A 25,047-nucleotide genomic window follows, 5' to 3' on the forward strand; every position below is an offset into this window, starting at 1 on the left:
GCTTGTCCTGCACTGCGGCAGCCTTGCGGTCTGGGGCTTCGGGTTGGTCCATCCGTGCACTCTCAGCCTTGCTCGCTCCGCGCGCTACCCGGGCTTCACCGGCTTGACGATGTTGTCAATGCCGGGGGGCTGAATACGTACGTCGCGCGAACCCAGCCCCGCGTACACGGTGTCACCGACCTGCACATCGACGGTGCCCGTCAGCACGACCAGACACAGCTCGCGCGCGCCCGTGTCGAGCGTTTCATGGTCCCCCGCCGCCAGCCGCAGCGCGCGGAAGCCGACGTGCATCCAGCCGGCCCGCTCCGGGGTGATCTCGCAGATTTCGCGGCCGGCAGCGGCCTTGACGAGGAGGCTCATGGTTCAGGTCCCCAGGCGGTTGACGATGGCCCGCAGCGTGTCGTGGCCCTTCTTGGCGTAGGCGTAGCTGGGCGCCAAGGCGGGATCCTGCTCTGCCTCGACCACCAGCCAGCCTTCGTAGCCGGCGTCCTTCAGCGTGGTCAGCACGGCGTCGTAGTCGATCACGCCGTCGCCAGGCACCGTGAACGTGCCGTTGAGGACGCCGTTCAGGAAGCTCCAGCCGTCGTTGCGCGCCTGCGCGATGACGGCAGGGCGCACGTCCTTGCAATGCACGTGGACCACGCGGCTCAGGTGCTTCTTCAGCGGCACCAGCGGATCGGTGGCGCCGCCAAAGTAGGCGTGGCCGGTGTCGTACAGCAGGAAGACCTTGGCCGGATCGGTCAGCGCCATGAGCTGGTCGATGTCGGCGGGCGACTCCACATACGCGCCCATGTGGTGGTGGTAGGCCAGCCGGATGCCGTAGGTGTCGATCAGGTGCTGGCCGAAGGCGTTCATGCGCTCGGCGTAGGCTTGCCAGGCGGCTGCGTCGCGGAAGGTCGGGCGCTTGCTCACGGGCGTGTCGATCTGGCCCTGCACGGTGCCGGCGCACTCGCCGTAGACGACGACGTCCACGCCGTTGTATTGCAGCTTCTCCATGTGGGCGACGCAGCGGGCCATCTCGGCCTCAACCGTGGCCTCGGCCAGGAAGCCCGAGTACCAGCCCGAGACGCAGGCCACGCCGAACTCGTCGAGCTTGGCCTTCAGGCCGGGGCCGTCCTTGGGGAACTTGTTGCCGAGTTCGAAGCCTTCGTAGCCGATCTCGGCGCCTTCGGACAGGGCAGTTTCCAGCGGCGTTTCGCCGCCGAGGGCGGGCAGGTCATCGTTCATCCAGGAGATGGGGTTGATGCCGATGCGGACGTTCCAGGTCATGGTGGTTCCAGTGGGTCAGGTTCAGTGGAATTGTTTCTTCTTGGCTTCGACGTAGCGGGCCTGCGCGGCCAGCGCCTCTGGGCGCGGCGACACCTCGGGCAGCGCCACTTCCCACCACGCGCCGCCGTCGTCGGTGGTGCGGCGGTGGGTGGTGTCGATGACGAGCAGTTGCGACTTCGTGGCCAGGCGGGCGCGGGCCAGTTCGTGGCGCAGTTCGGCGATGTCCCGGACGTGCACCGCGTCGGCGCCCATCGCGCGGCCGTGCATCGCGAAGTCGATCGCCGAGGGCTGGCCGCCGTCGGGGATGCAGTCGTCGAGCATGTTGTTGAAGCTCGCGCCGCCCGAGTTGACCTGCAGCCGCTCGATGCAGCCGTAGCCGCGGTTGTCGAGCAGGACGACGATGATCTTCTTGCCGAGCATCACCGAGGTGGCGAGTTCGGCGTTGAGCATCATGTAGGAGCCATCGCCGACGATCACGAAGACCTCGCGCTCGGGCCGCGCCAGCTTGGCGCCCAGGCCTCCCGCGACCTCGTAGCCCATGGTCGAGTAGGCGTAGTCCATGTGGTAGTTGCCGGGCAGGCCGCTGCGCCAGAGCTTGTGCAGCTCCGCGGGCAGCGTGCCGGCCGCGCAGACCACGAGGTCGTTCGTGCCGCTGTCCAGCCCGATGTCCGAGGCCGACTCGCGCACTGCGCCGATCACCTCGGCGTCGTAGGGCAGGGTGTCGGTCGGGATGTTCAGCGTCAGCTCGTTCACGCGGGTGACCCACGCGGTGGCGCGGTCACGGCTGGCGGCGGTCCAGGCCTCGTCGGCGCGCCAGTCGCCCAGCGCGGCGGACAGCTGCGCGAGGCCCGTCCGTGCATCGGCGACCAGCGCCTGTCCGCGCTTCTTGCCGGCATCGAAGGGCTGCACGTTCAGGCTCAGCAGCTTCGCGTGGCTGAACAGCGCGTGCGAGCCGGTGGTGAAGTCCTGCAGCCGCGTGCCGACGGCGAAGACTACGTCGCACTCGGCGGCTGCAGCGTTCGCCGCGGGCGAGCCGGTCACGCCGATCGCGCCGAGGTTGAGCGGGTGGTCCCAGGCCATGCTGCCCTTGCCAGCCTGCGACTCGACGACCGGGATGCCGTGCGCGTCCGCGAAGTCGCGTAGCGCGGCCCACGCCTGGCTGTAGAGCACGCCGCCGCCGGCCACCAGCATCGGCTTCCTGGCCGATTGCAGCAGCGCGACGGCGTCGTCCAGTTCACGCTGCTCCGCCGGCGGGCGGCGGAAGCGGATCACGGGCGGCTCGAAGAAGTCAGCCGGCCAGTCGAAGGCGAAGGTCTGCACGTCCTGCGGCAGCGCCAGGCACACGGGGCCGCACTGCGCCGGATCGGTCAGTACCTGGATCGCCCGCGGCAGCGCGACGAGCAACTGCTCGGGCCGCGTGATGCGGTCGAAATAGCGGGTCACCGGGCGGAAGCAGTCGTTGGCGCTGACATCGCCCTGCTCGAAGTCCTCGACCTGCTGCAGCACCGGATCCGGCAGGCGCGTGACGAAGACGTCGCCGGGCAGCAGCAGCACCGGCAGCCGCCCGACATGCGCCAGCGCCGCCGAGGTCACCATGTTGGTGGCGCCGGGGCCGATGCTGGAGGTGACGGCCATGATGCGCTGGCGGAAGTTCGCCTTGGCGTAGGCAATCGCCGCGTTGGCCATGCCTTGCTCGCTGTGGGCGCGGTATGTGGGCAACTGGTCGCGCACCTGGTGGAGCGATTCGCCCAGGCCGGTCACGTTGCCGTGGCCGAAGATCGCGAAGGCGCCGCCAACGTAGGGGACGACCTCGGTGGAGCCATCGACGTGGGTTAATTCCACGCGCAGCGCGGCCAGGTAGCGCACCAGCGCCTGGCTGACGGTGAGTCGGATGGTGTTGTGCATGGGGTGGAAGGGGGTTCGTTCAGGCGGCCTTGCGGCGTTTCCAGGCGTCCACGAGGGTGGCGAAATTCCGGGCCACAGTGTCGATGACGGCGGTGTCTTCGATCTCGCCGCGCAGCCACTGCTGCGAAGCCTCGACCCACAGCGTGCGGCCGACCATGAAGCCCTTGACGATGGGATTGGTGGCGTGGACGAAGCTGTCGGCGAGGTACTGCAGCGGCTGGTTCAGGCCCAGGATCACCGCGCCGCGGCAGTGCGGATCGCGCTCGGCGACCAGCGCGGCGAGCTGCGTCCAGCCCTCGGCGCTCATCGGGGCCAGCTTCCACCACTCGGGTTTCACGCCCAGGTTGTAGAAGCGCTTGACTGCGCGCAGTACGGCCGCGTCTTCGGTGCCGGCCGGCGTCATGGCCTTGGGCGGGATGATCTCCAGCAGCAGCTCGTTGCCGCTCTCGCGGGTGGCTTCCCAGAGTTCGAGCACGCGCTGCTCCTGCTCCAGCCGCAGCGCGGTGTCGTCGTCCGGGTGGTAGTGGACGAGGCACTTGACGACCTGCTCGGTCGGCCAGTGGACCAGCGCGGTGCCGACCGAGCGCGTGCCGTCGAAGCGCAGCGGGCGCGAGCCCGGCAGCTCCACCGGCCGCCCGACCCACCAGCCGCGGCCCGTGGCACTCGCCAGCGCGTCGCGGCCGTAGTCGCCGCCGTCGATCAGCACGCCGACATGGCCCTGCAACTGGTGGCTGCGCTCGACCTGCTCGGCGGCGCGCACCAGCAGTTGCTTGAGTGCGGGGATGCGGCATTCCTCGGCGCCAGCTTCACGGGCGAGGTCGTAGAACTGGCTGCGGTGGTCGAAGGCCATCACGCAGAGTTCGCTCCACACCGGACGCGCGGGGGCGGTGACGCGGTGCAGGTGGGCGAGCTGCGCATCGGCGTCCACCTTGGGATTGCGGCTGCCGCTGAACCAGTGTTCCAGTTCGGCGGGCGTCGGCATCGCGGCCGAGCAGGCGTGGCGCGAGACGACGATCGCGCCGCAGGCGTTGGCGATGCGCGTCGATTCGGCCCAGTCCTTGCCCTGCAGCAGTCCGGTCATCAGGCCCGACAGGAAGGCGTCGCCCGCGCCCAGCACGTTCAGCACCTCGACCCGCTCGCCACGGAAGGTCGGCGCGTCCTCGATCGCCGCGGGAATGTCACCCTCGATGACGCAGCAGCCCGCCGCGCCGCGTTTGACCACCAGCTTGGCCCTGGACACCTCGCGCACCGCACGCAGCGAGGCCATCAGGTCGTCCGGGTGCCCGCCCGCGATGAAGAACTCCTCCTCGGTGCCGACCAGCAGGTCGAACTCGCCGAGCACCTGCTGGAGCTGGCGCGTCACGTTGGCGTTGTCCACGAAGCGGTTTTCGCCCGCGCCGCGCGAGGTCAGGCCCCACAGCACCGGCCGGTAGTCGATGTCGAGCACGCACATCGCGCCATGCCGCCTGGCGAAGGTCAGCGCGGTGAGGGCGGCTTCGCGGGTGGTGGGCGTGGACAGGTGCGTGCCGGTGATGGCCAGCGCGCGGCAGCCCTTGATGAAGTCCTCGGAAATCTCGTCCGCGCGGATCGCCATGTCGGCGCAGTTCTCGCGCACGAACAGCAGCGGGAAGGTGTCGCGGTCCTTCAGGCCGAGCAGCACCAGGGCGGTGAGGCGCTCGGGGTCGGTCTGCAGCTGGCTGACGTCGCAGCCTTCGCGCTGCAGCGTCTCGCGCAGGAAGTGGCCCATCTGCTCGTTGCCGACGCGGGAAATCATCGCGCTGCGCAGGCCCAGTCGCGCCACGCCGAAGGCCAGGTTGCCCGACGAGCCGCCGAGGTACATCGCCATGCTGCGGGCATCCTCCAGGCGGCTGCCGAACTGCTGCGCGTAGAAATCGACCGCGACCCGGCCCAGGCAGGCCAGGTCGATCGGGCGACCGGAGGGGAAATTCAAGGTGCTCATCGGGGAGGTGGCCGGCCCGTGGAGGGCCTGGGCGCAGGGGTGCCAAGGTTGGTATCGAGTCTATCGAACTCGAAAACAAAATTCCCTAGGTGTATTTACTTGGAAATGAATTTCCAAATTGATGCGCCCTGGCAAGGATCCCCTCAGAGCGATTCTTTGACCACAACACCGGCTTGCGCGTGCCGTTCAGTACTTCCTCGCTGGGCGTGTGGGAGTGGAACTGCAGCAGCTCGTAGCGCTGATCGCCCACTGGCAGGCTGTTGCCGGCCGGCAGGTTGACCTGGATGGTGTGGCCGTTGTTGACCGTCGCACTCTTGGTCGGGCTGTCGCCGAAGTCCAGCGCGGGCAACGCGACCTTCTCGGTTGCCCTGATGTCAACGGGGCTCTGGCGTTTGCTGGCCGAGCAGCCCTCGAAGGCCGTGTCCAGGTGGGCCCAGTGCGCAGGGTCGTGCTGGCCCTTGTATTCCCAGTGGTGTGGTGCTGGAGGCCTGGGCGCCCCACGCGGTCAGTAGCAGGGTGGGGGTAATCGTGATGCGAACAAGCGGATGGCGTAAGGACATTGCAATGGGCCGAGAGTTGGAACACGCCGCACTCCGCCGCCTCGCGCGTGCGCGTTCAGCGTTCAGTTCAGCCCTCGCGGAAGCGCTGCAAGGCCGCGTCGACCATGCCCTCGACGCTCCCCCGTTCCTCGTAGGCCCGGCGCAGCCGGCTCGCGTCACTGCCTTCGTGGGTGGCCCGGTAGAGGTGTGCGAGTGCCGGAACGCAGTCCAGCGCATCGGCGTCCGGCTGGAGCCGTCGCAGGGTGGACTGGATGTCCTCGCGCACCGACATCGGCGCATAGGTCTTGGGGTGGATGAGCGACCCATCCAGCCCGAAGCGACAGGCCTGGAACCGGTTGTAGTTGTAGACGAGGTAGTCGTCCTCTGCCGGGGCCTCGTCGCCATGGGCCAGCAGGTGCCGGCACAGCGCCTGCAGGTAGCAGGCCAGCGCGGCGGCCCGCTCCACCGTCAGCGGCGTGTCGCACACGCGCAGCTCGATCGTGCCGTACTCGGGCTTGGGGCGGATGTCCCAGTAGAAATCCTTCATCGACTTGACGACGCCGGTGTGCGCCATCTTCGCGAAATACTGGTCCTCGAAATCGGACCAGCGCAGCATGAACGGTGCGCGGCCGCTCAGTGGAAAAGCGAACACCGAGTTCAGCCGGGCCGAGTTGAACAGCGTGTCCTTGCCCTGCACGAAGGGGGATGACGCGGCCAGGGCGATGAAGTGCGGCACGTAGCGGTTCAGGGCGTGCAGCAGGTACAGCGCCTCGTCGCCACTGGTGCAGCCGATGTGGATGTGCTGGCCGAAGATGGTGAACTGCTTGGCCAGGTAGCCGTAGAGCGCGGAGACTTCCTTGAAGCGCGGCTTGCTGAAGATCTTCTGGTCCGACCAGTCCTGAAAGGGGTGGGTGCCGCCGCCGCAGATGCCGATGTTCAGACGATCGGCCGCGTCCACCAGGGTGTCGCGGATCGTGCGCAACTGGGCCAGCACGCCGGCGTGGCTGGTCTGCACGTCGGTGGCCACCTCGATCATGCTCTGCGTGATCTCGGGCGTGAGCATCCCGGGGAAGGGGCGCCTGTGCAGCAACTCCAGCAGGTCGGTGCTGGCCGAAGTCAGGTCCAGATCGCTCAGGCTGACCAGTTGCAGTTCGAGTTCGACGCCCATGCTCAACGAGCCGGAGGTCTTGAATGGTTCCAGCGGCATGTCAGTGGCCCTCCGAATCCTGGGTTTCATGGGCCCAGCGCAGGGCGTAGAGCGTCACGACGGGGCCGATGATCTCCAGCGTCAGCGCGGCCGCCGCCAGCGGCGAGAGCTGATCGACCAGGTCGATGCCGATGTGGCGCGTCTGCTCCAGCACCAGGATCACGAAGGCGGAGATCGGCGTCAGCGCCAGACCGGTCAACAAGCCCTTGCGCCAGGAGATGCCGCTGACACGCGAGTAGATCGAGACACCCACGACCTTGGCCACCAGGCGGATACCGATCAGCGCCAACCCCAGCAGCGCGCCGGCGAGCACCTTGTCCCGTTCCAGGGTCGAGGCGACGAACACGAACAGCAGCAGGGACATCAGGTCGCCGAGTGCTCCGAATCCCCGCTCGGACGGCCCCATGCTGATGCGGCGGTGGCGCGCCAGCAGTCCGAAGGTGAGGGTGGCCAGCACCGGCGACTGCTTCAGCCCGTGCGCGATCGAGACGAGCAAGATGACGGCGAGGGTGAACGCCAGCGTGCTGTCCTGGCGGGTGCGGTGGAACCTGCGGAGCAGGGCCGGCATGAGCAGGCCGAACACGGCACCCAGCGCGGCGGAAGCGGCCAGCACGAACAGGCTGCTGTAGATCGCCTCGCCCAGGCGGCCCGAGGTGCGGAACACCGTCATGCCCACGACGATCTTGAAGACGAACACGGCGAGCACGCAGTTCATCACCGACAGGTGCAGGATGCGCTCGGTGACCTGGCCGGAGGAACGCTGCTCGTTGACGACCCGCAGGATGGTCGCCGGCGAGGTGGCCATCGACAGTGCCGCGAGCAGCAGCGCGGCGGTGCCCGCGGTGCCGAAGGCGACTGCCACCCCGTACACCAGCACGAAGGCCAGGCCGGCCTCGGTCGCGCTGCTGACCGCCAACCAGGCATTCACGCGCATCCACCGCAGGTTGAACCGGTGTCCCGCCTCGAACAGGATCAAGCCGAGCGAGACATTGGCCAGGAACAGCACGCTGCCCTGCGCAGCCGGTGGCAGCAGTCCCAGTTGCGTGGGGGCGAGCGCGAAACCGACGATCGCGTACATGCTGATGCGCGGCAGCTGGATCCGGCGGTGGATGACCTCGCCGGCAACCCAGGCCAGCATGAGTGCCAGCGGCCAGGCCAGTTCCGGGGGCGTACTGCCCAGTTCAATCATGGGGACTCCTGTCAACGGGGCCGGTACCCTTGTCTTCTATGATGGTCAGATGGCAAAACGAACCCCGTCTGCGAAGACGCTCGACCCCGATGGTGCCCCGGATACGGCCGAGAGTGGTGGCGGTCACACGCTGGAAAATGACCTCGCAGCGGCGCGGGTGCTGCGCCAGTTCCGGCAGGTATTCAATGCCGTCAAGACCCATTTTCAGCAGGTCGAACGGCAGGCTGGCCTGGGAGGCGCCCAGCTGTGGGCCCTGAGCGTCATCCAGGCGCGCGATGGTGTCGGGGTCAACGACCTGGCGCGTGCCATGGATGTCCACCAGTCCACGGCCAGCAATCTGGTCCGGGTGCTGACCGAACGGGGCCTGATCGCCGTGGGGCGCGATGGCCCTGACCGGCGCGCCGTGCAACTCTCCATGCTGCCCGCCGGGCACGAGATCCTGCAGCGTGCACCTGGGCCGTTCAACGGCGTCCTGCCGCAGGCCTTGGCCCGGCTGGATGCCGCGACGCTGGATCGGCTGGAAGCCGACCTGGCACAGCTCATGGGCGTACTGGCTGTGAGCGAGCAGGCGGCCAACATCCCGCTCGGCCAGTGAAACGCAGCAGCGCCGCAGCGACCTGCCCGCGATGCGGTGCATGGCCCGTCACGTCACCTCACTTGGGGTAGACCAGATCGACGCGCCGGTTCTGTGACCAGGCCGCCTCGTTGTGCCCAGTCGCGCGCGGACGTTCCTTGCCCCAGCTGGTGGCCTCCATCTGGGATTCCTTGACGCCCAGCAACTTGAGCGATCGGCGCACCGCTTCCGCGCGTTTCTGGCCCAGCGCAAGGTTGTATTCGGCGCCACCCCGTTCGTCGCTGTTGCCCTCGATGCGGATCGCCAGGCTCGGTGCCGAACCAAGGTAGCTCGCGTGGTTGCTCAGCATCGAACGATATTCGCTGCGGACGGTGTAGCTGTCGAAATCGAAAAAGAGGCTGCGCTCCCGGGAGATCAGGCTTTCCGGGTCCAGATGCGCGGCGAGCGCCTGCTTCATGGGCGCGGCGGCTGGTGGTGCGGCCGGGGCGGGCGCTGGTGCGGGTTCACGCGGCGTGGCGGCGGCGAGCGCAGCGACCGGGGCGGGTGTGGCCGGAGGCGTGCTGCTGCAGCCAGCAAAACCGGCGGCCAGCAGCAGGGTCGACACGGCGGTCAAAAGGAATCTGGACATGGAGTCTCCGTGGGTTTTTTGAGCCGACTTGAGGATTCGGCCAGCGGATTACGAACTGCTTAAGTATATTTGAACAAATATATTTGTCTTGCGGATGCTCGACTACCCGTAGTCCCACCAATCCGAGGGAGACAATTTCACCGCCGAGGCGGTGGGTGCTCTGCAAGCGGTGCCCATGGATACCCGCACGCTCGCGGGCCCCTGGTCTGCCTAGAATGGCTGCCGATGAACGCCAATGCCCCCAGGATGACTGTCGATCTGCTGCTCAAGCGCATTTCCGACGACTACGAGTCGCTCAGCCGCCAGCTCAAGCTGATCGGCCGCTACGTCGAGCAGCACCGCGACCACCTCGGACTGGAGGGCATCCAGGACGTCGCGGCGCATTGCGGCGTGCAGCCCTCGGCAGTCGTGCGCTTCGCCAAGCACTTCGGTTTCACCGGCTTCACCGAGCTGCAGCGCGTCTTCCGCGACGGCCTGTCGCAGCAGATCGCCCCGGGCCGCAACTACAGCGCCCGCATCCGCGACGTGATCGAGTCCGGCGCGCCCAACCTGAACGCCGCGCAGATCGCGCACGAGTTCCTCGGTGGCAGTCTGGCCGGGATGCAGGAGCTGCAGAACACGCTGGACGAGACCGCCTTCGGGCAGGCGGTCGACCTGCTGGCCGAGACGCAGGCCATCTGGATCGCCGGCTCACGGCGCTCGTTTCCGATCGCGGTCTATCTGGACTACGCGCTGCAGCACACCGACAAGCGCATCGGCCTGGTCACCGCGATGGGCAGCATGCACGAGGGCCAGATGCGCTCGGTGCGCACCGGGGATGTGCTCCTCGCGATCTCGTTCGCGCCCTATGCCGAAGAGACGGTGACCGTCGCGCAGCAGGCGGTGCAGCGCGGCGCGCGGCTCATCGCCATCACCGACAGCCGCATGAGCCCGCTGGCCCGCGAGGCCGAAGTCGCCCTTATCGTGCAGGACAGCGCCACCTTCGGCTTCCGTTCGCTGACGGCGACCATGGGTCTGGCGCAGAGCCTGTTCATCGCGCTGGCCTACCGGCTGGAGTTGCCGTACCGGCCGACCCAGGCCATCACGCGGGCGGGACTGCCCCCCACCACCTGACGCAGCCTCACTCGGCCGGCATCGGCTCCCCATCCTTCAGGCGCAGCCAGCCGCGCGCGATCCGGTAGATCGCCCACACGCCGAGCAGGAACATGCCCAGCGGCAATGTCGCGAAACCGACCAGCAGGGCCATCAGCGGAATCGACACCACCAGCACCACGAGTGACCAGATCAGCGCGATCCAGAAGGTGCGGATCACCCAGTCGATGTGCGAGGACAGCCAGGTGCCGGTGACCTTGCTGCGCTCGATGTAGCTCAGCACCACCGCGATGATCGACGGCCAGCCGAACAGGAAGGAGCCGAGCACGGTGGCCGCACCGAAGGCCCCGAGTCCCAGACCCAGCGCGTGCAGCCCGTAGATGATGTGCAGCATGCGCGTCGAGCTGTTCAGCTCGTCGTCCTGGATGATCACGTCGTTCATGGCCGCAGCCTCCGATGCTGGTGAGGGTCCGATGGGATGTGAAAACTTTAACGCAATCCTTCGATTTCCGTACCCGGCTGCGCCAGGAACTGTCCCCGCGCTGCCGCGGTGATGGCCAGGACACAGGGATGCGTGATGCGACGCTCGACCGAGATCGCGAAGAAGGCTTCCACCAGCGTTGGCGATCGTCCCAGTACCTCGACACCGTACTGCGCGCAGGTCTGCACCTCCAGCACCGTCGGCGACATGAACACGCCCCGGCCCTCGGCACCGAAGGCCTTCAGCAGCGCCGCGTCGGCGAACTCACCCACCCGCCGCGGACGCAGCCCCTGCTCGCCCAGCCAGCCATCCAGCCGCTGGCGCATTGCCGAGGACGCGCCCTGGATCAGCATCGGCGCGCCGTCCAGGCACTGCGGAAAGGTCCCCTGCAGCGTCGCCTTCAGCGCCGACGTGGCGAAGAAGCTCATCGCCGTCGTGCCCAGCGGGTGGCTGTAGGCCTTGACGCTCAGGTTCGGTCCCATCGGCTCGTCGGCGATCACCAGGTCCAGCCGGTGCACGGCCAGCTGTGCCAGCAGGTCGGCGAGGGTGCCTTCGTGGCAGATCAGCCGTACCGGCGCCGGGCCGTCGAGCGCGGGTTCCAGCAGGCGGTAGGCGATGGACTTGTGCACCTGGTCGGCGATGCCCACGCGGAACTCGGGCAGCGTCTGGGCGCGGCGGGCCGGCCCGATCGCCGCCTCCAGCTCCGCGCCGAGCGTGAAGATCTGGTCGGCGTAGCCGAGCGCAGTCCGGCCATCGTCGGTCAGCTCCAGCCCGCGCCCGCGCTTGCGGAACAGCGCGCAGCCGAGGCTGTCCTCCAGCAGCTTGATCTGGGTGGACAGGGTCTGCGGCGTGGTGTGCAGCTGTTCGCTGGCCCGCATCACGCCGCCGGCCTTGGCCGTGGCCCAGAAGTAGTACAGGTGCTTGTAGTTCAGCTCAGTCGCCCAGCAGCGACAGGTTGCGCACGGCGCCCTTGTCCGCCGAGGTGGCCAGCAGCGCATAGGCCTTCAGCGCTGCCGAGACCTTGCGCGGACGCGGCAGGGCCGGCTTCCAGCCCTTGGCATCCTGCTCGGCGCGGCGAACGGCCAGTTCCTCGTCCGACAGCAGCGCGTTGATCGAGCGGTTCTTGATGTCGATGCGGATGCGGTCGCCCTGGCGCACCAGACCGATTGCACCACCGGCCGCCGCTTCCGGCGAGCAGTGGCCGATCGACAGGCCCGAGGTGCCACCCGAGAAGCGGCCGTCGGTCAGCAGCGCGCACGCCTTGCCCAGCCCCTTCGACTTGATGTAGCTGGTCGGGTAGAGCATTTCCTGCATGCCCGGGCCGCCCTTCGGACCTTCGTAGCGAACGATCACGATGTCGCCGGCCTTGACCTTGTCAGCCAGGATGTCGGCCACTGCCTCGTCCTGCGATTCGGTCACGTAGGCCGAGCCTTCGAACACCATCAGCACGTCGTCCACGCCGGCCGTCTTCACCACGCAGCCGTCGAGCGCGATGTTGCCGTGCAGCACGGCGAGGCCGCCTTCCTGCGAGAAGGCGTGTTCGCCGGAGCGGATGCAGCCTTCGGCGCGGTCGAGGTCCAGGCTCGGCCAGCGGGTGTTCTGGCTGAAGGCGACCTGGGTCGGGATGCCGGCCGGACCCGCGAGGTAGAAATGCTGGACCTCGGCGCTCGGGTTGCGGGCGATGTCCCACTGATCCAGCGCGTCCTTCATCGTCGGCGCGTGGATGGTCGGCACGTCGGTGTGCAGGCGGCCGGCGCGGTCGAGTTCACCCAGGATGGCCATGATGCCGCCGGCGCGGTGCACGTCCTCGATGTGGTACTTCTGCGTGTTCGGCGCCACCTTGCACAGCTGCGGCACGACGCGCGACAGGCGGTCGATGTCGGCCATCGTGAAGTCGATCTCGGCTTCCTGGGCGATGGCCAGCAGGTGCAGGATGGTGTTGGTCGAGCCGCCCATGGCGATGTCGAGCGTGATCGCGTTCTCGAAGGCCTTGAAGCCCATCGAGCGCGGCAGCACCGAGGCGTCTTCCTCTTCGTAATACCGTTTGCACAGGTCCACCGCCATGCGGCCGGCGCGCTTGAAGAGCTGTTCGCGGTCGGCGTGCGTGGCCAGCACCGTGCCATTGCCCGGCAGCGCCAGACCCAGCGCCTCGGCCAGGCAGTTCATCGAGTTGGCGGTGAACATGCCCGAGCACGAACCGCAGGTAGGGCAGGCCGAGCGTTCCACCTGCGCGACGGTCTCGTCCGAGATGCTGGCGTCGGCGGCCATCACCATGGCATCGACGAGGTCGAGCTTCTTGAACTCCATGATGTGCGTCGTGGGATTCGCCAGCTTGGTCTTGCCCGCTTCCATGGGGCCGCCGGAGACGAAGACCACGGGGATGTTCAGGCGCATCGCGGCCATCAGCATGCCGGGGGTGATCTTGTCGCAGTTGGAGATGCACACCATCGCGTCCGCGCAGTGGGCGTTGACCATGAACTCGACCGAGTCGGCGATCAGCTCGCGGCTGGGCAGCGAGTACAGCATGCCGTCGTGGCCCATCGCGATGCCGTCGTCGACCGCGATGGTGTTGAACTCCTTGGCGACGCCGCCCACCGCTTCGATCTCGCGGGCCACCAGCTGCCCCAGGTCCTTCAGGTGCACGTGGCCGGGCACGAACTGGGTGAAGGAGTTGGCGACGGCGATGATCGGCTTGCTGAAATCGCCGTCCTTCATGCCGGTGGCGCGCCACAGGGCACGGGCACCGGCCATGTTGCGGCCGGCGGTGGAGGTCTTGGAACGGTAGGCGGGCATGGGCAGCTCTCGGAATGGGGGGCCGAACGGGCGGGGGTGTGATTTTGGCGCAGTCGGCCGGTCCGGTGGCGTCCGGGGCGTTGGTGCGCCGGGCTCCGGGTGCGAATCGTGGACTGTCGTGGATTGATACTTCTGTTTAAAGGAAGTGATACTCCAATTTAATCGACTGTACGCGAAGTATCCAGCCCCCTAGACTCCGTCCATGGAATTCCTTTTCGACCCCAATCTCTGGATCGCCTTCGCGATGTTGACCACCCTGGAAATCGTCCTGGGCATCGACAACATCATCTTCATCTCCATCCTCGTCGGGCGGTTGCCACCCGAGCAGCGCGACTTCGCCCGGCGACTCGGCCTCGGGTTCGCAATGGTGTCACGCCTGCTGCTGCTGTTCTCGCTGAGCTGGGTGATGGGCCTGAAGGAGGATCTGTTCACCGTGCTGGGCACGGGCATCAGCGGCCGTGACCTCGTGCTGCTCGGCGGTGGCCTGTTCCTGCTCTACAAGGCCACGCACGAGATCTTCGTCGAGGTCGAGGCCCGCGAGGAAGATGGCCCGCCACCGGCAGACGCTGCCGCGATGAAAGCGGCTGGCCAGCGCGCGCTGTGGGCGACGATCGGCCAGATCGGCGTGATCGACATCGTCTTCTCGCTGGACTCGGTGATCACCGCGGTCGGCATGGTGGACCAGCTGGGCGTGATGGTGGCCGCCGTGATTGCTGCGGTGGGCGTGATGCTGTTCGCTGCCAAGCCGATCGGCGACTTCGTCGATGCGCACCCGTCGGTCAAGGTGCTGGCGCTGGCCTTCCTCGTGATGGTCGGCATGGCGCTGACGGGCGAGGCGCTGGACCTGCACATCCCGAAGGGTTACCTGTACGCCGCGATGGCCTTCTCGCTCGGTGTGGAAGCCCTCAACATCCGCGCCCGCGCCAAGCGCCAGCAGGCGCGTGCGGCAACGCTCAGGGACGCGGCGACAGACGCTGCCTGACCGTTACCTTCATGGCGTCCGGTAGCGGCGTGGTCTGGTCAGCATCGCGCTGCACCACCCAGTCGCCCGAGGCGGCGCCCGTCGGCGCGGTGGCCCGCTCGGCCAGCCGCGCCGCTCGTGCGTCCGCCAGGCGCTGGCGCACCTCCTCCGCCGGACTGACCGGCAGCGTGTAGAGCACCGGCCCCTCTGCCAGACCCAGCGTCACCGCATCCGAGGTGACCCCACGCAGCCGCAGCGCCGATCCGGCCACGGTGGTCCCCAGGGTCTGGGCTTGCAACTGACCGTCCAGCAACAGCGTCGCCTGTGGTGGTTGGGCATCCGGCTGGGTCGATACCAGCACGATGCCCGGCGGCAGCGTGGCCGGCAGCTGGTCGCGTGTGGCCGTCGCGGGCGCAGGTTGGTCGATGGAGGCCGTTGCCGGAAGTGACCGGACCGCCAGGTCCGCGTCGGCGGCAGCCCCTTGCGCAACCGGCGGCGCATCGCCCGGCGCGTACAGATCGCGCAGATAGAGGCCGAGTCCCCCGACCGTAGCCAGTGTCACCAGCAGGGCGACAAGCCGCCGTGCGGGCGGTGCAGGCCGGGCTGGAGCCGATGGTTTTTTTGCTTTCATGGTTATCCCGCTATCGCTTGACAAGCGTCGCTTTCCTTTTGGCAATTTTCAGGCGAATGACCAACTTTGGTGTCGATTTGGTCCACCTGAACGAATGATGAAGGTGCGGTGGCTGTGTTTCGATGAACACAACCTTGGTCTCGTGCTTTGTTAAGATGAATCAGGATGTAAATTTGTAAACAAAAGAAAACTATTTCATGACTGCCATCGACTTGTTCACACGGTGTGTTGCCCTCCTGGCGCTGTCGATGGTGGTCCTGCTGGCCCCCGCGCAAGGGCACACGCCCGCCGCCGGTTCCGACGCGGCGGCGACGGTGCAGCGCAGCGAGCAGCGCTACCAAGTGCCCAGCGTGAAGGTGCTCACCGCCGATGGCCGGGCCCGGGCGCTGCGGCCACTGATCGACGACGGCCGACCGGTGGTGCTGACCTTCCTCTATACCTCTTGCACCACGGTCTGCCCCGTCACCAGCCACGTGATCGACGAATTCGTGCGCGCCCTCGGCCCCGAGGCGTCGCAGGTCAACGTCGTGTCGGTGTCGATCGACCCGGACCACGACACCGTCGCCCGCCTGGCCGAACACGCCCGCAGCCGCGGCGCCCGGGGCAGCTTCGTCACCGGCGACCCGCAGTCCTCCGAGACGGTGCAGCGCGCCTTCGATGCCTGGCGCGGCGACAAGATGAACCACGACGCGGTGATCTTCCTGCGCGCACCCGCCAGCCCGGTCTGGGTGCGGCTGGACGGGCTTGTCAGTCCCCGCCGCCTGCTGGACGAATACCGCCGGCTCAAGCCCGCGTGACCGATCTTTCCCGCCTCCGCCTCCGCCTCCGCCTCCGCCCCCTCCACCCGACTTCGCGAGACTCCCATGCCTGACCACCCCGCCGTGCCCCGCACCCGCACCAGCCGCCGCCGTTTCCTCAGTCTCTCCGCCGGTGTTGCCGCGGCGACAGCCTCGCTGTCCCTCGCGCCGAGCCGGGCGCTCGCGGCAGTGCAGGGCACCAACAGCCGCTGGGCGGTGACCTCCGATCCGGCGCTGTGGCAACAGGCCTGGTCACGCCGCTTCACCAATGTGCTGCCCAACCCGCTGGCCGCGGCCGGCATCTACAAGCCCACCGTCGGCGCGTCCGACTACACCATCGGCGCGGGCCAGGCCACCGCGAACGTGCTCGGCGTGCCCGGCATCACCACCACCATCTGGGGCTACGCCAACCAGGAAACCGGCCCCACCTTCCCCGGCCGCACGCTGCAGGCCAGCAAGGGCGTGCCGATCACCGTGCACTGGGTCAACCGGCTGGTGAACGCCAGCGGGCAGGCACTGCCGCACATCCTGCCCATCGACCAGACGATGACGATCCAGACGCCGACCACCGGCGTGCCGCTGGCGGTGCACCACCACGGCAGTGGCTCGGCCGCCGAGTTCGACGGCGGCCCCGACCAGTGGGCCACGCCGCTGCGCCGCCAGACCGGGCCGGGCATCAACGGCAATGCGGTGCAGGTCGGCACCGCCGAGGCCATCACCTTCCTCTACGACAACAACCAGGAAGCCTCGCTGCACTGGTACCACGACCATGCCGAGAGCCTCACCGGCGTGAACGTGCAGGCGGGTCTGGCCGGCCTCTACGTCGTGCGCGACGCCAACGAAAAGGCGCTGCAGACCTTGTGGAAGATCCCCGCAGCGCAGCACGAAATCGGACTGGTGCTGCAGGACCGCACCTTCGACGCCCAGGGCCAGTTCGTCTACTCCGCCAACCCGGCCAACTCGCCCACGCCGCTGCCTGGCAACTTTCCCGCCAACAGCCCGAGCCACATGCCCGAGGTGTTCGGCGACGTCATCCTGGTGAATGGCAAGGCGTGGCCGAGCCTCTCGGTCGAGCCACGGCCTTACCGCCTGCGCATCCTGAACGGCTCCGACTCGCGCTTCTTCACGCTGAAGAACTCGGCGCCGACCTGGGTGCCGATGCACGTGGTCGGCACCGACCTCGGCTTCCTGAACAACCCGGTCGCGGTGGGTGCGGCCGGGCTGACCATCGCGCCGGGTGAGCGCTACGACGTGGTGATCGACTTCTCGTGGGCACTGCTGGTCGGCAACACGGTCGATCTGGTCAATTCGGCCGCGACCCCGTTCCCGCTGGGCGGTCCCCCGTCCGCGGGCACGGCGGCGGTGATGCGTTTCAAGGTCGGGCTGCTGGCCAACATCTTTGTGCCGAAGTCGATCATGAGCACGCTGCACACGCTGCGTGGCAGCAATGGCACGGCGGCACTGGCGGCCTCCGCCGGCGACACGGCCACCACCCCGGTGCGCCGCATCCTGCTGGGCGAGGGCACCGACGAGTACGGCCGCATCAACCCGATGCTGGGCGTCTACGACCCGACCGGCGCGAAGAACCTCGGTACCCAGGGCTTCAACGACCCGGCCACCGAGACGCCGAAGCTCGGCAGCACGGAGGTCTGGGAGTTCTGGAACACCACGGTCGACGCCCACCCGGTCCACCTGCACCTGGTCAAGTTCCGCATCAAGAACCGCCAGGCCTTCACCGGCACCATCCAGTCCACCGCGATGCGCAATGGCTGGACGGGGGTGCAACTCCAGCCCGGTGCGACCCTGAGCGGTGCGGCCGTGGCACCGGCTGCCACCGAGAACGGCTGGAAGGACACCGTCATCTGCCCGCCGGGCCAGGTCACGCGCATCGTCATGGCCTTCGACCGCCCCGGCAAGTTCGTCTACCACTGCCACATCCTGTCGCACGAGGACCACGACATGATGCGCTGGTACCAGGTCGTCTGACCGGCGTGTAGCTCGGCGCTTCAGCGGTTGGCGTTGAGCACCGGCGACATCGGCACCAGCGTGCGGTGGTCCGGTGCGGCCCAGCCCTGGAGCTGCCCGACCTGGGCCGCCACGCGCTGGCCCTGGCCCAGCGAGAGCCGCAGGTAGGCGCCGGCCGCAGCGCGGTTGTTGACCCCCGCTTCGAGCCGCTCCAGCAGGTGTTCGGCCGACCAGGCACCACGGCTGCGCTGCAGCGCGTCGGTGAAGAAGTAGGCGGCGGCGTAGACCTCGCCCTGCAGCGGGGTCGCCTGCAGCGGGTCCAGGCCCATCGTGCGCAGCCACGGCTGCAGGCCGGTGACGGCGGCGGCACGGAAGCGCTCCGGCGTGGATTTCAACGACGACCAGCGCACCCGCGATCGCCATGCGGGGGGCAGATCGAGCGCCTCGGGCGGCGCCAGTTGCGCCGACAGCCAGACCGCGGGCAGGGCGTCTGCGCGCTGTCCGTTGGCCGTCGCGGCGAACAGTGCCTGCACCTGCGGTGGCGCCACCCAGGCCACCACCAGATCGTCCGGGGTGACCGGGGGCTGGCCAGCTGGCATCGGCTGCGCGCGCAGGTCGCGCAGTTGCACCTTCGGACCAACCGATGCCAGCGTCGCCCGGAAGGCCTGTGCCGCGTCGCGTCCGGGATCCGAATCGAACCAGACCTGCAGCCGGGCCGGTGGTGTGGCCAGCGCAGCCACGGCGCGGGCGGCGACCCGCGCTTCGGCCAGCAGGCCTTCGGACAGGTAGAGCGCGTGGTGCCGCCCGGCGGCCGTGGCCGGTGCGCCGTCGAGCAGTGGAAACACGCAAGGCAGCGCTGCCGCTTCGCAGAAGGTTTCCACCGGCGCCCACTGCGTAGCGCTTGCGCCTGCGCCCGAGACCACGGCGTACACCGGCTGCTCGGCCATCCGCTGCTGCAACTGTGCGCTCCAACCGGCCGCATCGCCCGTCAGCCGCCAGACGTGCAGCGCCACGCGCACATCCCCGAAGCGCTGCTGGCGTGCCCAGGCCGACAGCGTCGTCTCGACCGCTTCGCGCCGTGCGGCCGGTGCGTCGGGCGTGACGATGGTGGCCAGGTGCAGCGTGTTGTCCACCAGCCCCCGCAGCGATGCACCACCGACCGGACCGAGCCGCTCCAGCCAGGCAAACAGATCAGCGACCGCCGCGTCGTCCAGCGCGTAACGCGGCATCCACGGCGCCAGCGCCCGTCCCGCCGGATCGACGCCGGTGCGCAGCGCCCGCGCGAAGCTGTCCACCGTGTAGGCCGGCCGGGTCTCGGTCCGTGTCCCGGCGATCTCGATGCCCGGCGCGGCGCGTCCGACCGCCGTCGTCCGGCCCGGCGCCAGCAGGCTCGCCGCGGTGATCGGCGGCACGCGCAGCCGGCCCTCCTGGTCGCCCATGCCACTGCGCCGGTGGCACTGCGCGCACGCGGCGGCTGCGCCCGTCATGTCGGGCAGATCCGTGCGGCGTGCACGCAAGCTGCGGCCATCCGGCAGCCGGCCTTCGAGGTGGATGGCCTGGCCCCGCGCGGGATCGCCAGCCTCCGATGCGCCGGCATGTGCGACGGGCCATCCGATGGCGAGCAGCAGAGTGGTGACAAGATGTTTCATGCGGCCAGTGTGCCGCAGGGCAGGCGCAGGCCATCGTTCAAAAATATTTCCATTATTCGGGGCGCTCTCGATCGTTTCGCCCAGGTCTCCACCATCGAGGCCGTGCTGGCCGGACCCGTCGATCGATGTCGTGGCGCGGTGAAGCTGTGAAGGCCGCGGGTGTCGCCTGCATGATCGGTTTCCAGCGCCGCTTCGTCCTGTGCGCCGATGGCGACGAAGCGGAGTGGCTGAGCGCCTCCGGCTCGGTGCTGACCGATCCGACCATCGCCGGTCTGGGCGACTTCGACAGCACGGCGGTGACGATCCGCACGAAGCAGGGCCGTCTCTGCCAGATCAACACCAGCCGCCGCACCGCCTATGGCTACGACCAGCGCTTTGGAGACCGCGCACTTCTTCGAGTGCCTGCAGAGCGGCACCCCGTTCCGCACGACGGTGGCCGATGGCGTGAAGGCGCAGATCCTCGCCGACGCGGCCAGCCGGTGCGCTGCTGAGCGGCCGCAGACGGTTGGCCGGCTTCAGACGACCGCAGCGCGGTCGTATGCCTGAAGGTGCTGGTCGCGTGACCAGATGTAGACCCGCCGTGCTGCGTTCTGGTCACACAGTCGCTTCCAGTCGTGGATGATCGACAAGTCGCCAAGACCACTGCCTCGCCCGGCGTGGTCCGGGAATTCGGCCAGCCACTGGCGCAAGTCGTCGGTGCGCAAGAAGCTGATGGGCTTGAATGGGGACATGCCCTCCAGTGCCTGTCCGACTTGCGCGACGAACCGCTGCGCGCAGCGTCGGCGCAGCGTGCCGTCACCGACCTGACCGATGTGGTTGCCCGTCTCCAGCACCGTGGTCATCGGCAGGAACAAGGTCTGCCCCTCTTCGATCCGCGTGGCCAGGGCGGCGCGGGTGGCGGCGCAGTGCTGTGACTTGCCTGGCACATCCAGAATCTCGACCAGTACCGAGGTGTCGAGCAGGCAGACCGCGCTCACAGAGGCTCCTCCGCGTCGAGTGCCTTGAGCCAGTCGAGCGCTGCTTGCCGGCGTTGCGCCTCTGTCCGCTGGTCTTTCAGAAAGCGGTCAAGGATGCGCCGGGTCATCAACTGGCCGAGTGGCCCCTGCGCCACCAGTTCAGGGTACCGCTCCAGGTCGCCCAGGCGCACCAGCCGGCTGTCGCCTTCTGTCGTGTCCCGGTAGCAGCACACCACATCACCCAGCGCGGCATCTGGCAAGGCATCCAGCAGGGCCGGGTTGTGCGAGGTCAGCAGCACGCGCAACTGCCGCTCGGCAGCGATGGCCTGAATCTGGTGCACCAGCGTTTCGGCGCGGCTCGGGTGGACGCCGTTGTCGATTTCCTCGATCACGACCAAAGCCCCGATGGGGGCGGTGAGCAGCGCTGCGCCAATCGCCAGCACCCGCAGCGTGCCGTCCGACAGCAGCGGCGCATCGACGGTCCGGCTCTGGTGGCCGAAGGTCTCGACCAGCCGCACCATCACGTCACTGCGCTCGGTCTTGATGAACTGCACGTCGCTGATGTCCTGCTCGGGCAGCGAGCGGATGAAATCGAGCAGGCGCGCCTTGTCGCTGTCCGTCTGGCAGATCTGGAACAGCACAGCCGACAGGTTGCGGCCGTCTTCCTTGATCTGGTCGTCCTTGGTGTAGGCGTAGTCGCGCATCACGGAAGGGCGCGGGTCGAGGAAGACCATGTTGCGCAGTGTCTCCCGCAGCGCACGTGTCACCAGCGGGATGACACGCTGGGATTCGGGGTGGCTCGCTTCAAAGCGTCCAGGCGTTTCGAGCTGGTAGAAGATCGCCTGCCGATTCGAGCAGGGGATGTGCGGCTTGACCCGTCCGCGCTTGAAGTTGTTGTAAGCGATGCTGATCTCGTCGCTGTGCAAGTTGGGGACGCCATCCACCTGGTACAGCGGTACCGTCTGAGCGGCCTGGCTGACCCGTTCCGCCGTGATCGCCAGCTGGTCGGCTGGCATGCCGACCGCGATCTCGAAGTCGCTCCAGCCTTCCGGTGCCGCGCTGAAATGCACCCCCAGGCTCAGGCTGTGCTGCGGATCCCGGAACAGGTCACGTGCCTGACCGCGCAGCACCGCGTCCCCGCTCTGGATCGAGCGGGCGATGTCATCCAGTCGGCTCCCCTTGGCCAGCCAGTTCAGCAATCGGATGGCTTCGAGCACATTGCTCTTGCCCGAGGCATTCGAGCCGATCAGGAAGGTCAATGCGGCCAATGGCAGCGTGGCGTCCTGGTAACTCTTGAAGTTTCTGAGCCGGATGGAAGTCAGCATGGATTGCCCAGTGATCAGAAGACATCGCACGCCGGGATGCCCAGGGGTGCTGCTCCATTTTAGGTTCTGACGCGTTCTCCACCCGCCGTGGCACCACGCACCGACTTCACCCTCCCGGGGAGCACCCGCGCGCAGTGCGGCGCGTCAGAACTGCCCCCACTCCGCGCTATCCGCTTCCGCTTCTACAGCCTCGGCCGTTTCGGGGGCGTGTGGGCGCTGGCGGGTACCCGCCTTGAAACCCTTGCCTGCCGATGTCCGGGCAGGGGATTGGGCCGAGGCGCTCTTGTGCGCGAGGTTGCGAATCGTCGCGTTGGCATCCTCCTTCATCTTGCGGAACATGCCGCTGTACTCGGTGGCGATCTCCTGGGTCAGATTCCCCTGCGCCAGCCCGCCCTTCATGTTCAGGATCGGGTTGTAGGACGCCTGGACCCACTTCATGGCACCAGCAGGCCAGCGGCAGCGCAGTGTCTTCCCGGCGGGCAGGTCGGCAAGGCCGAGCGTCGCAGCCGTGCGTCGCGGCCGTGCGAAATCCACCCGGCCCAAAGGGCTGGGTGGAGGGTGCAGCAGGCGCCTCAGTGCTGCGTTTCGTCGGCAGGTGTTTTGCCCAGCCAGCGTTCCAGCTGGCAGACCAGCGCGTCCAGCACGAACCATGTGGCGAGGAAACCACCGGTTTCCAGCAGGAAGCTGTGCCACTTGTAGAACATCTCTGCAATCAGCAGCGCGCCGATGATGGCGGGCGCCTGGTGGGTCAGCAACTGACGGACAGGGGTCTTGGCGATCAGCGAGTACATGAGGTGCTCTCCTTCAGGCTTTGAAGTGGACAAACCGGGGTTCGATGTTGGTGCGGTTGGTGCCGCCCTGCAGCGTGTAGCCGGACGCGACCCATTGCGTGCCGTCCGGGTGGTACGGCGTGCAGGACAGGTAGTCGCCCCAGGACTGTTGTGGCGGGCTGTGCGTGCCGACCTTCGTGAAGGTCGTGGCCCATCCGCCGCCACTCTGGAGGCCGACGACATGGCTGGGGTGGAAGTTGCCGCCACCATAGAAGGCGGTGAAGGCGGCGGCACCCGCGCTGTTCGCCGCAGCAGCCGGGTAGGCCCAGGCGGCGGTGGTGCTCCAGATGTCGGGTTCGCTGAGGAGAGTCCTGTTCGAGGCGTTGATGCGTGCGACCCGGATGTAGGGCAGCGCGTGGCTGCCGTCCCGGTTGGCGGTCCACATGAATCCCAGCACGCCGGCTCCCATCCAGGCCCCCGTGATGCGCGAGTCCGTCCGGCCCAGCCAGTTGATGCCGCCCGGCCCGGTAGCGGAATAGGCGCCGCCCAGCCAGGAGCGCACGTTGACATCGTTCCAGGAGATATTGAGGCTGGCGTCCGGCCAGTTGAACACCCGCAGTTGCGACGCCGAGTTGTGCGAGCCCATGTACATCACCGTGCCGGGGCCGCGGCAGAGCCGGATCGAGCCATTGCTGGTCGTGGCCCAGCGCTGGTAGCCCAGCGCACCGCCCGAGGCCAGCGTGGCCAGCGGCATCCTGAACACCACGGCGCGCTGCCAGGCGTTGCCCTTGAACATGTTGAAGGTGATGAACAGCTGCTCGGTGGTGAAGGCCATGTCGGGATAGTCCAGCCAGTTGGCCGCCCATCCGGCCAGTCCGCCGCTACTGGCGAAGTCCCACCAGTACCAGGTGCCGAAGCTCGCCTCGCGGCTGATCGCCAGGCGGAAGATGTTCTCGCCATTGGCTCCCTGGCTGTACTGCAGCAGCCAGATCCAGATCTTGTACTTCGGGTTGAACAGGACCAGCTGGTCGCAGCAGAAACCACCAGCGGCCGCGGGAAAACGGGTGTACGGGCTGATGTAGGACCAGTTTGTCCCCAGGTTGGCGGAGCTGCTGGCGAACCAGTTGCCCGTCATGAACTGCTGGGAGCCGTTGGCAGCGGTCGACGGCTCGCAGATGTTGGAGGTCGATGTGCTGGTCTGGGCGTCACTGAGCCCCTGGTTTTTCAGGAGAGTCAAGGCCATGGTGCATTCCCCGGTGAGTCAGTTGTTCATTGGCTGGGATCAGTCGGTGCGGGCAGCGTCTCGCTGGTCAGCGCGTCAATGGCCGAACGGCTCGGCACATCGCCTGACAGTGGGGGCCCGGCCGGTCGCCGTGGGCCCGACTTGCTCCGGTCCCGGGCATCCAGTTCGGCGGCAGTGGGTTGTACGCCAGAGGGGGGCGCGCTCCGGCTGACACCCTGGTCGAGTCCGGCAGGTTTTCCGGCACGCTTGGAGACGCTGGTCGCCTCGTTGGCGTTGCTTTTCCTGGTGGCCATGAAGATCTCCTGATGAGGGTATTGACACCCACCACAGACTTTGCTGGACGGGTGCTGAACGTCATTGAGCTACCGCGTGGTGCGCAGGTCAACGGCACCGCACGGCAATGGTCATCAACCCTGATGACGTTGCCGCCGCGCATGTTCTCCGCACAGATCAGCCGGAACTCGTTCGGCTCGGCGGGCGCCGGCACGCCCAGGTCGAGCTGTGGGCAGCGCGGTGCACACGGCGCATTCCTCGAAGCCCAGCGGCTCGGCCAGGCCAACCAGCCCGTGGTCGCGCAGGATGGGGGCGAAGCGGAGTGGCTGAGCGCCTCCGGCTCGGTGCTGACCGACCCGGCCATCGCCGACCTGGGCGACTTCGACAGCACGGCGGTGACGATCCGCACGAAGAAGGGCCGCCTCTGCCAGATCAACACGAGCCGCCGAGCAGCGTATGGCTACGACCAGCGCTTCGAGGTGATCGGCACGGCCGGCAAGCTGCAGATCGGCGAACACGCGGCGCGCGACCGGGTGGTCCGCAGCGACGCGGCGGGCGTCGCGCACGCGGTGACCGGCGATTTCCACGAACGCTTCGAGATGGCGTTCGCGCACGAGATGGCCGCGTTCGTCGCCGCCTGCCGCGGGGTGGTGCCGCTATCGTTCACGCTGGCGGATGCGATGGAGGCGATGCGCATCGGGCTGGCGGTCACGCGGTCGCTGCACTCGGGGATGCCCGAGGTGGTGTAGTCGGAGCACTTGGACGGATCACCACGCACGCACGCACTCCCACCCGATCCGTCATGCCCGCGAACGCGGGCACCCACGATCGATACCACCG

The 25,047-nt window shown here is 67.9% G+C and carries 23 protein-coding genes and 3 pseudogenes; 8 read left to right on the top strand and 18 right to left on the bottom strand.

The window, feature by feature from the left end; genetic code table 11:
- Positions 1–144: 144 nt before the first annotated feature.
- The 7 genes and pseudogenes from AABN02_RS05285 to AABN02_RS05315 all read right to left on the bottom strand — a co-directional run.
- Positions 145–360 (bottom strand): annotated as a pseudogene (locus AABN02_RS05285) (5-deoxy-glucuronate isomerase); the annotation flags it as partial.
- A gap of 3 nt (positions 361–363) precedes the next feature.
- Entirely contained in the window at positions 364–1,269 is a 906-nt protein-coding gene (gene iolE, locus AABN02_RS05290) for a myo-inosose-2 dehydratase (RefSeq protein ID WP_338413874.1), read from the bottom strand.
- Positions 1,270–1,290: 21 nt separating this feature from the next.
- Positions 1,291–3,174: a 3D-(3,5/4)-trihydroxycyclohexane-1,2-dione acylhydrolase (decyclizing) gene (gene iolD, locus AABN02_RS05295; RefSeq protein ID WP_338413875.1), complete on the bottom strand. Its 1,884-nt coding sequence runs from the start codon at positions 3,172–3,174 to the stop codon at positions 1,291–1,293.
- Between the two features lie 19 nt (positions 3,175–3,193).
- A complete protein-coding gene (iolC, locus tag AABN02_RS05300; RefSeq protein ID WP_338413876.1) occupies positions 3,194–5,134 on the bottom strand; it encodes a 5-dehydro-2-deoxygluconokinase in 1,941 nt (646 codons plus the stop codon).
- An 85-nt stretch (positions 5,135–5,219) separates the two neighbouring features.
- Positions 5,220–5,570, bottom strand: a pseudogene (locus AABN02_RS05305) (carbonic anhydrase family protein); the annotation flags it as partial.
- Positions 5,571–5,761: 191 nt separating this feature from the next.
- Positions 5,762–6,880 (bottom strand): YbdK family carboxylate-amine ligase, encoded by a 1,119-nt coding sequence (locus AABN02_RS05310; RefSeq protein ID WP_338413877.1) that lies wholly within the window; start codon positions 6,878–6,880, stop codon positions 5,762–5,764.
- Between the two features lies 1 nt (position 6,881).
- Positions 6,882–8,069 carry a cation:proton antiporter gene (locus AABN02_RS05315; protein ID WP_338413878.1) on the bottom strand — a complete coding sequence of 396 codons (1,188 nt, stop codon included), beginning with the start codon at positions 8,067–8,069 and terminating at the stop codon, positions 6,882–6,884.
- Between the two features lie 49 nt (positions 8,070–8,118).
- Here AABN02_RS05315 and AABN02_RS05320 point away from each other — a divergent pair, with 49 nt between their 5' ends.
- Positions 8,119–8,664: a MarR family winged helix-turn-helix transcriptional regulator gene (locus tag AABN02_RS05320; RefSeq protein WP_338413879.1), complete on the top strand. Its 546-nt coding sequence runs from the start codon at positions 8,119–8,121 to the stop codon at positions 8,662–8,664.
- A 58-nt stretch (positions 8,665–8,722) separates the two neighbouring features.
- On the opposite strand, the gene pal is transcribed toward AABN02_RS05320, so the two are convergent.
- Positions 8,723–9,271 carry a peptidoglycan-associated lipoprotein Pal gene (gene pal / locus AABN02_RS05325; protein ID WP_338413880.1) on the bottom strand — a complete coding sequence of 183 codons (549 nt, stop codon included), beginning with the start codon at positions 9,269–9,271 and terminating at the stop codon, positions 8,723–8,725.
- Positions 9,272–9,496: 225 nt separating this feature from the next.
- Between pal and AABN02_RS05330 the strand changes: the two genes are divergently transcribed.
- Positions 9,497–10,384 (top strand): MurR/RpiR family transcriptional regulator, encoded by an 888-nt coding sequence (locus tag AABN02_RS05330; RefSeq protein ID WP_338413881.1) that lies wholly within the window; start codon positions 9,497–9,499, stop codon positions 10,382–10,384.
- A gap of 7 nt (positions 10,385–10,391) precedes the next feature.
- Here AABN02_RS05330 and AABN02_RS05335 read toward each other — a convergent pair whose 3' ends face one another.
- Genes AABN02_RS05335 through ilvD form a run of 3 tightly spaced genes read right to left on the bottom strand, consistent with a single transcriptional unit; the run spans position 10,392 to position 13,637 of the window.
- Entirely contained in the window at positions 10,392–10,805 is a 414-nt protein-coding gene (locus AABN02_RS05335; RefSeq protein ID WP_338413882.1) for a hypothetical protein, read from the bottom strand.
- A gap of 47 nt (positions 10,806–10,852) precedes the next feature.
- Entirely contained in the window at positions 10,853–11,776 is a 924-nt protein-coding gene (gene nhaR, locus AABN02_RS05340; RefSeq protein ID WP_338414014.1) for a transcriptional activator NhaR, read from the bottom strand.
- 1 nt (position 11,777) lies between these two features.
- Positions 11,778–13,637: a dihydroxy-acid dehydratase gene (gene ilvD, locus AABN02_RS05345; protein ID WP_338413883.1), complete on the bottom strand. Its 1,860-nt coding sequence runs from the start codon at positions 13,635–13,637 to the stop codon at positions 11,778–11,780.
- Between the two features lie 202 nt (positions 13,638–13,839).
- Here ilvD and AABN02_RS05350 point away from each other — a divergent pair, with 202 nt between their 5' ends.
- Positions 13,840–14,619, top strand: coding sequence for a TerC family protein (locus AABN02_RS05350; RefSeq protein ID WP_338413884.1), 780 nt, complete (start codon positions 13,840–13,842; stop codon positions 14,617–14,619).
- Here the strand turns inward: AABN02_RS05350 and AABN02_RS05355 are convergent.
- Positions 14,591–15,160 (bottom strand): hypothetical protein, encoded by a 570-nt coding sequence (locus AABN02_RS05355; protein WP_338413885.1) that lies wholly within the window; start codon positions 15,158–15,160, stop codon positions 14,591–14,593. The genes AABN02_RS05350 and AABN02_RS05355 overlap by 29 nt on opposite strands.
- A gap of 266 nt (positions 15,161–15,426) precedes the next feature.
- Here AABN02_RS05355 and AABN02_RS05360 point away from each other — a divergent pair, with 266 nt between their 5' ends.
- Both AABN02_RS05360 and AABN02_RS05365 read left to right on the top strand, forming a co-directional pair.
- Positions 15,427–16,026 carry an SCO family protein gene (locus AABN02_RS05360; protein WP_338413886.1) on the top strand — a complete coding sequence of 200 codons (600 nt, stop codon included), beginning with the start codon at positions 15,427–15,429 and terminating at the stop codon, positions 16,024–16,026.
- A gap of 66 nt (positions 16,027–16,092) precedes the next feature.
- Positions 16,093–18,012: a multicopper oxidase domain-containing protein gene (locus tag AABN02_RS05365; protein WP_338413887.1), complete on the top strand. Its 1,920-nt coding sequence runs from the start codon at positions 16,093–16,095 to the stop codon at positions 18,010–18,012.
- Positions 18,013–18,032: 20 nt separating this feature from the next.
- Here the strand turns inward: AABN02_RS05365 and AABN02_RS05370 are convergent, their stop codons facing one another.
- Positions 18,033–19,640, bottom strand: coding sequence for a c-type cytochrome (locus tag AABN02_RS05370; RefSeq protein ID WP_338413888.1), 1,608 nt, complete (start codon positions 19,638–19,640; stop codon positions 18,033–18,035).
- Here AABN02_RS05370 and AABN02_RS05375 point away from each other — a divergent pair.
- Together AABN02_RS05375 and AABN02_RS05380 are read left to right on the top strand one after the other, a co-directional pair.
- Positions 19,632–19,790 (top strand): hypothetical protein, encoded by a 159-nt coding sequence (locus AABN02_RS05375; protein WP_338414016.1) that lies wholly within the window; start codon positions 19,632–19,634, stop codon positions 19,788–19,790. The two genes, AABN02_RS05370 and AABN02_RS05375, sit on opposite strands and share 9 nt — an antisense overlap.
- Positions 19,784–20,186: pseudogene (locus tag AABN02_RS05380) on the top strand (hypothetical protein); the annotation flags it as partial. The gene AABN02_RS05375 and the pseudogene AABN02_RS05380, both read left to right, overlap by 7 nt.
- On the opposite strand, the gene AABN02_RS05385 reads toward AABN02_RS05380, so the two are convergent.
- The 5 genes from AABN02_RS05385 to AABN02_RS05405 all read right to left on the bottom strand — a co-directional run bounded on the left by AABN02_RS05385 (position 20,156) and on the right by AABN02_RS05405 (position 23,934).
- The gene (locus AABN02_RS05385) at positions 20,156–20,617 is read right to left on the bottom strand and encodes a hypothetical protein (RefSeq protein WP_338413889.1); all 462 of its coding nucleotides are present in this window, start codon (positions 20,615–20,617) and stop codon (positions 20,156–20,158) included. The pseudogene AABN02_RS05380 and the gene AABN02_RS05385 overlap by 31 nt on opposite strands.
- Complete coding sequence (locus AABN02_RS05390) at positions 20,614–21,921, bottom strand: ATP-binding protein (RefSeq protein ID WP_338413890.1); 1,308 nt, start codon at positions 21,919–21,921, stop codon at positions 20,614–20,616. The genes AABN02_RS05385 and AABN02_RS05390 overlap by 4 nt, the downstream gene beginning before the upstream one ends.
- 144 nt (positions 21,922–22,065) lie before the next feature.
- Complete coding sequence (locus tag AABN02_RS05395; protein WP_338413891.1) at positions 22,066–22,359, bottom strand: hypothetical protein; 294 nt, start codon at positions 22,357–22,359, stop codon at positions 22,066–22,068.
- 134 nt (positions 22,360–22,493) lie between these two features.
- The gene (locus AABN02_RS05400) at positions 22,494–22,712 is read right to left on the bottom strand and encodes a hypothetical protein (RefSeq protein WP_338413892.1); all 219 of its coding nucleotides are present in this window, start codon (positions 22,710–22,712) and stop codon (positions 22,494–22,496) included.
- 13 nt (positions 22,713–22,725) lie between these two features.
- On the bottom strand, positions 22,726–23,934 hold the full coding sequence (locus AABN02_RS05405; protein ID WP_338413893.1) for a hypothetical protein: 1,209 nt from the start codon (positions 23,932–23,934) through the stop codon (positions 22,726–22,728).
- A gap of 416 nt (positions 23,935–24,350) precedes the next feature.
- Here AABN02_RS05405 and AABN02_RS05410 point away from each other — a divergent pair, with 416 nt between their 5' ends.
- Positions 24,351–24,956: a Gfo/Idh/MocA family oxidoreductase gene (locus AABN02_RS05410; protein WP_338413894.1), complete on the top strand. Its 606-nt coding sequence runs from the start codon at positions 24,351–24,353 to the stop codon at positions 24,954–24,956.
- Positions 24,957–25,047: the final 91 nt, after the last annotated feature.

The sequence above is a fragment of the uncultured Sphaerotilus sp. genome (assembly GCF_963924895.1).
GTDB lineage: Bacteria > Pseudomonadota > Gammaproteobacteria > Burkholderiales > Burkholderiaceae_C > Sphaerotilus.

Bases quoted from the DNA above. Each gene is read 5' to 3' on its own strand.
- iolC (WP_338413876.1), bottom strand. From the start codon at position 5,134: ATGAGCACCTTGAATTTCCCCTCCGGTCGCCCGATCGACCTGGCCTGC.
- pal (WP_338413880.1), bottom strand. From the start codon at position 9,271: ATGTCCAGATTCCTTTTGACCGCCGTGTCGACCCTGCTGCTGGCCGCC.
- AABN02_RS05350 (WP_338413884.1), top strand. From the start codon at position 13,840: ATGGAATTCCTTTTCGACCCCAATCTCTGGATCGCCTTCGCGATGTTG.
- AABN02_RS05310 (WP_338413877.1), bottom strand. From the start codon at position 6,880: ATGCCGCTGGAACCATTCAAGACCTCCGGCTCGTTGAGCATGGGCGTC.
- AABN02_RS05330 (WP_338413881.1), top strand. From the start codon at position 9,497: ATGAACGCCAATGCCCCCAGGATGACTGTCGATCTGCTGCTCAAGCGC.
- AABN02_RS05360 (WP_338413886.1), top strand. From the start codon at position 15,427: ATGACTGCCATCGACTTGTTCACACGGTGTGTTGCCCTCCTGGCGCTG.
- iolD (WP_338413875.1), bottom strand. From the start codon at position 3,174: ATGCACAACACCATCCGACTCACCGTCAGCCAGGCGCTGGTGCGCTAC.
- AABN02_RS05365 (WP_338413887.1), top strand. From the start codon at position 16,093: ATGCCTGACCACCCCGCCGTGCCCCGCACCCGCACCAGCCGCCGCCGT.
- AABN02_RS05390 (WP_338413890.1), bottom strand. From the start codon at position 21,921: ATGCTGACTTCCATCCGGCTCAGAAACTTCAAGAGTTACCAGGACGCC.
- iolE (WP_338413874.1), bottom strand. From the start codon at position 1,269: ATGACCTGGAACGTCCGCATCGGCATCAACCCCATCTCCTGGATGAAC.
- AABN02_RS05370 (WP_338413888.1), bottom strand. From the start codon at position 19,640: ATGAAACATCTTGTCACCACTCTGCTGCTCGCCATCGGATGGCCCGTC.
- AABN02_RS05410 (WP_338413894.1), top strand. From the start codon at position 24,351: ATGACGTTGCCGCCGCGCATGTTCTCCGCACAGATCAGCCGGAACTCG.
- AABN02_RS05320 (WP_338413879.1), top strand. From the start codon at position 8,119: ATGGCAAAACGAACCCCGTCTGCGAAGACGCTCGACCCCGATGGTGCC.
- AABN02_RS05395 (WP_338413891.1), bottom strand. From the start codon at position 22,359: ATGAAGTGGGTCCAGGCGTCCTACAACCCGATCCTGAACATGAAGGGC.
- AABN02_RS05375 (WP_338414016.1), top strand. From the start codon at position 19,632: ATGTTTCATGCGGCCAGTGTGCCGCAGGGCAGGCGCAGGCCATCGTTC.
- ilvD (WP_338413883.1), bottom strand. From the start codon at position 13,637: ATGCCCGCCTACCGTTCCAAGACCTCCACCGCCGGCCGCAACATGGCC.
- AABN02_RS05335 (WP_338413882.1), bottom strand. From the start codon at position 10,805: ATGAACGACGTGATCATCCAGGACGACGAGCTGAACAGCTCGACGCGC.
- AABN02_RS05405 (WP_338413893.1), bottom strand. From the start codon at position 23,934: ATGGCCTTGACTCTCCTGAAAAACCAGGGGCTCAGTGACGCCCAGACC.
- AABN02_RS05315 (WP_338413878.1), bottom strand. From the start codon at position 8,069: ATGATTGAACTGGGCAGTACGCCCCCGGAACTGGCCTGGCCGCTGGCA.
- AABN02_RS05400 (WP_338413892.1), bottom strand. From the start codon at position 22,712: ATGTACTCGCTGATCGCCAAGACCCCTGTCCGTCAGTTGCTGACCCAC.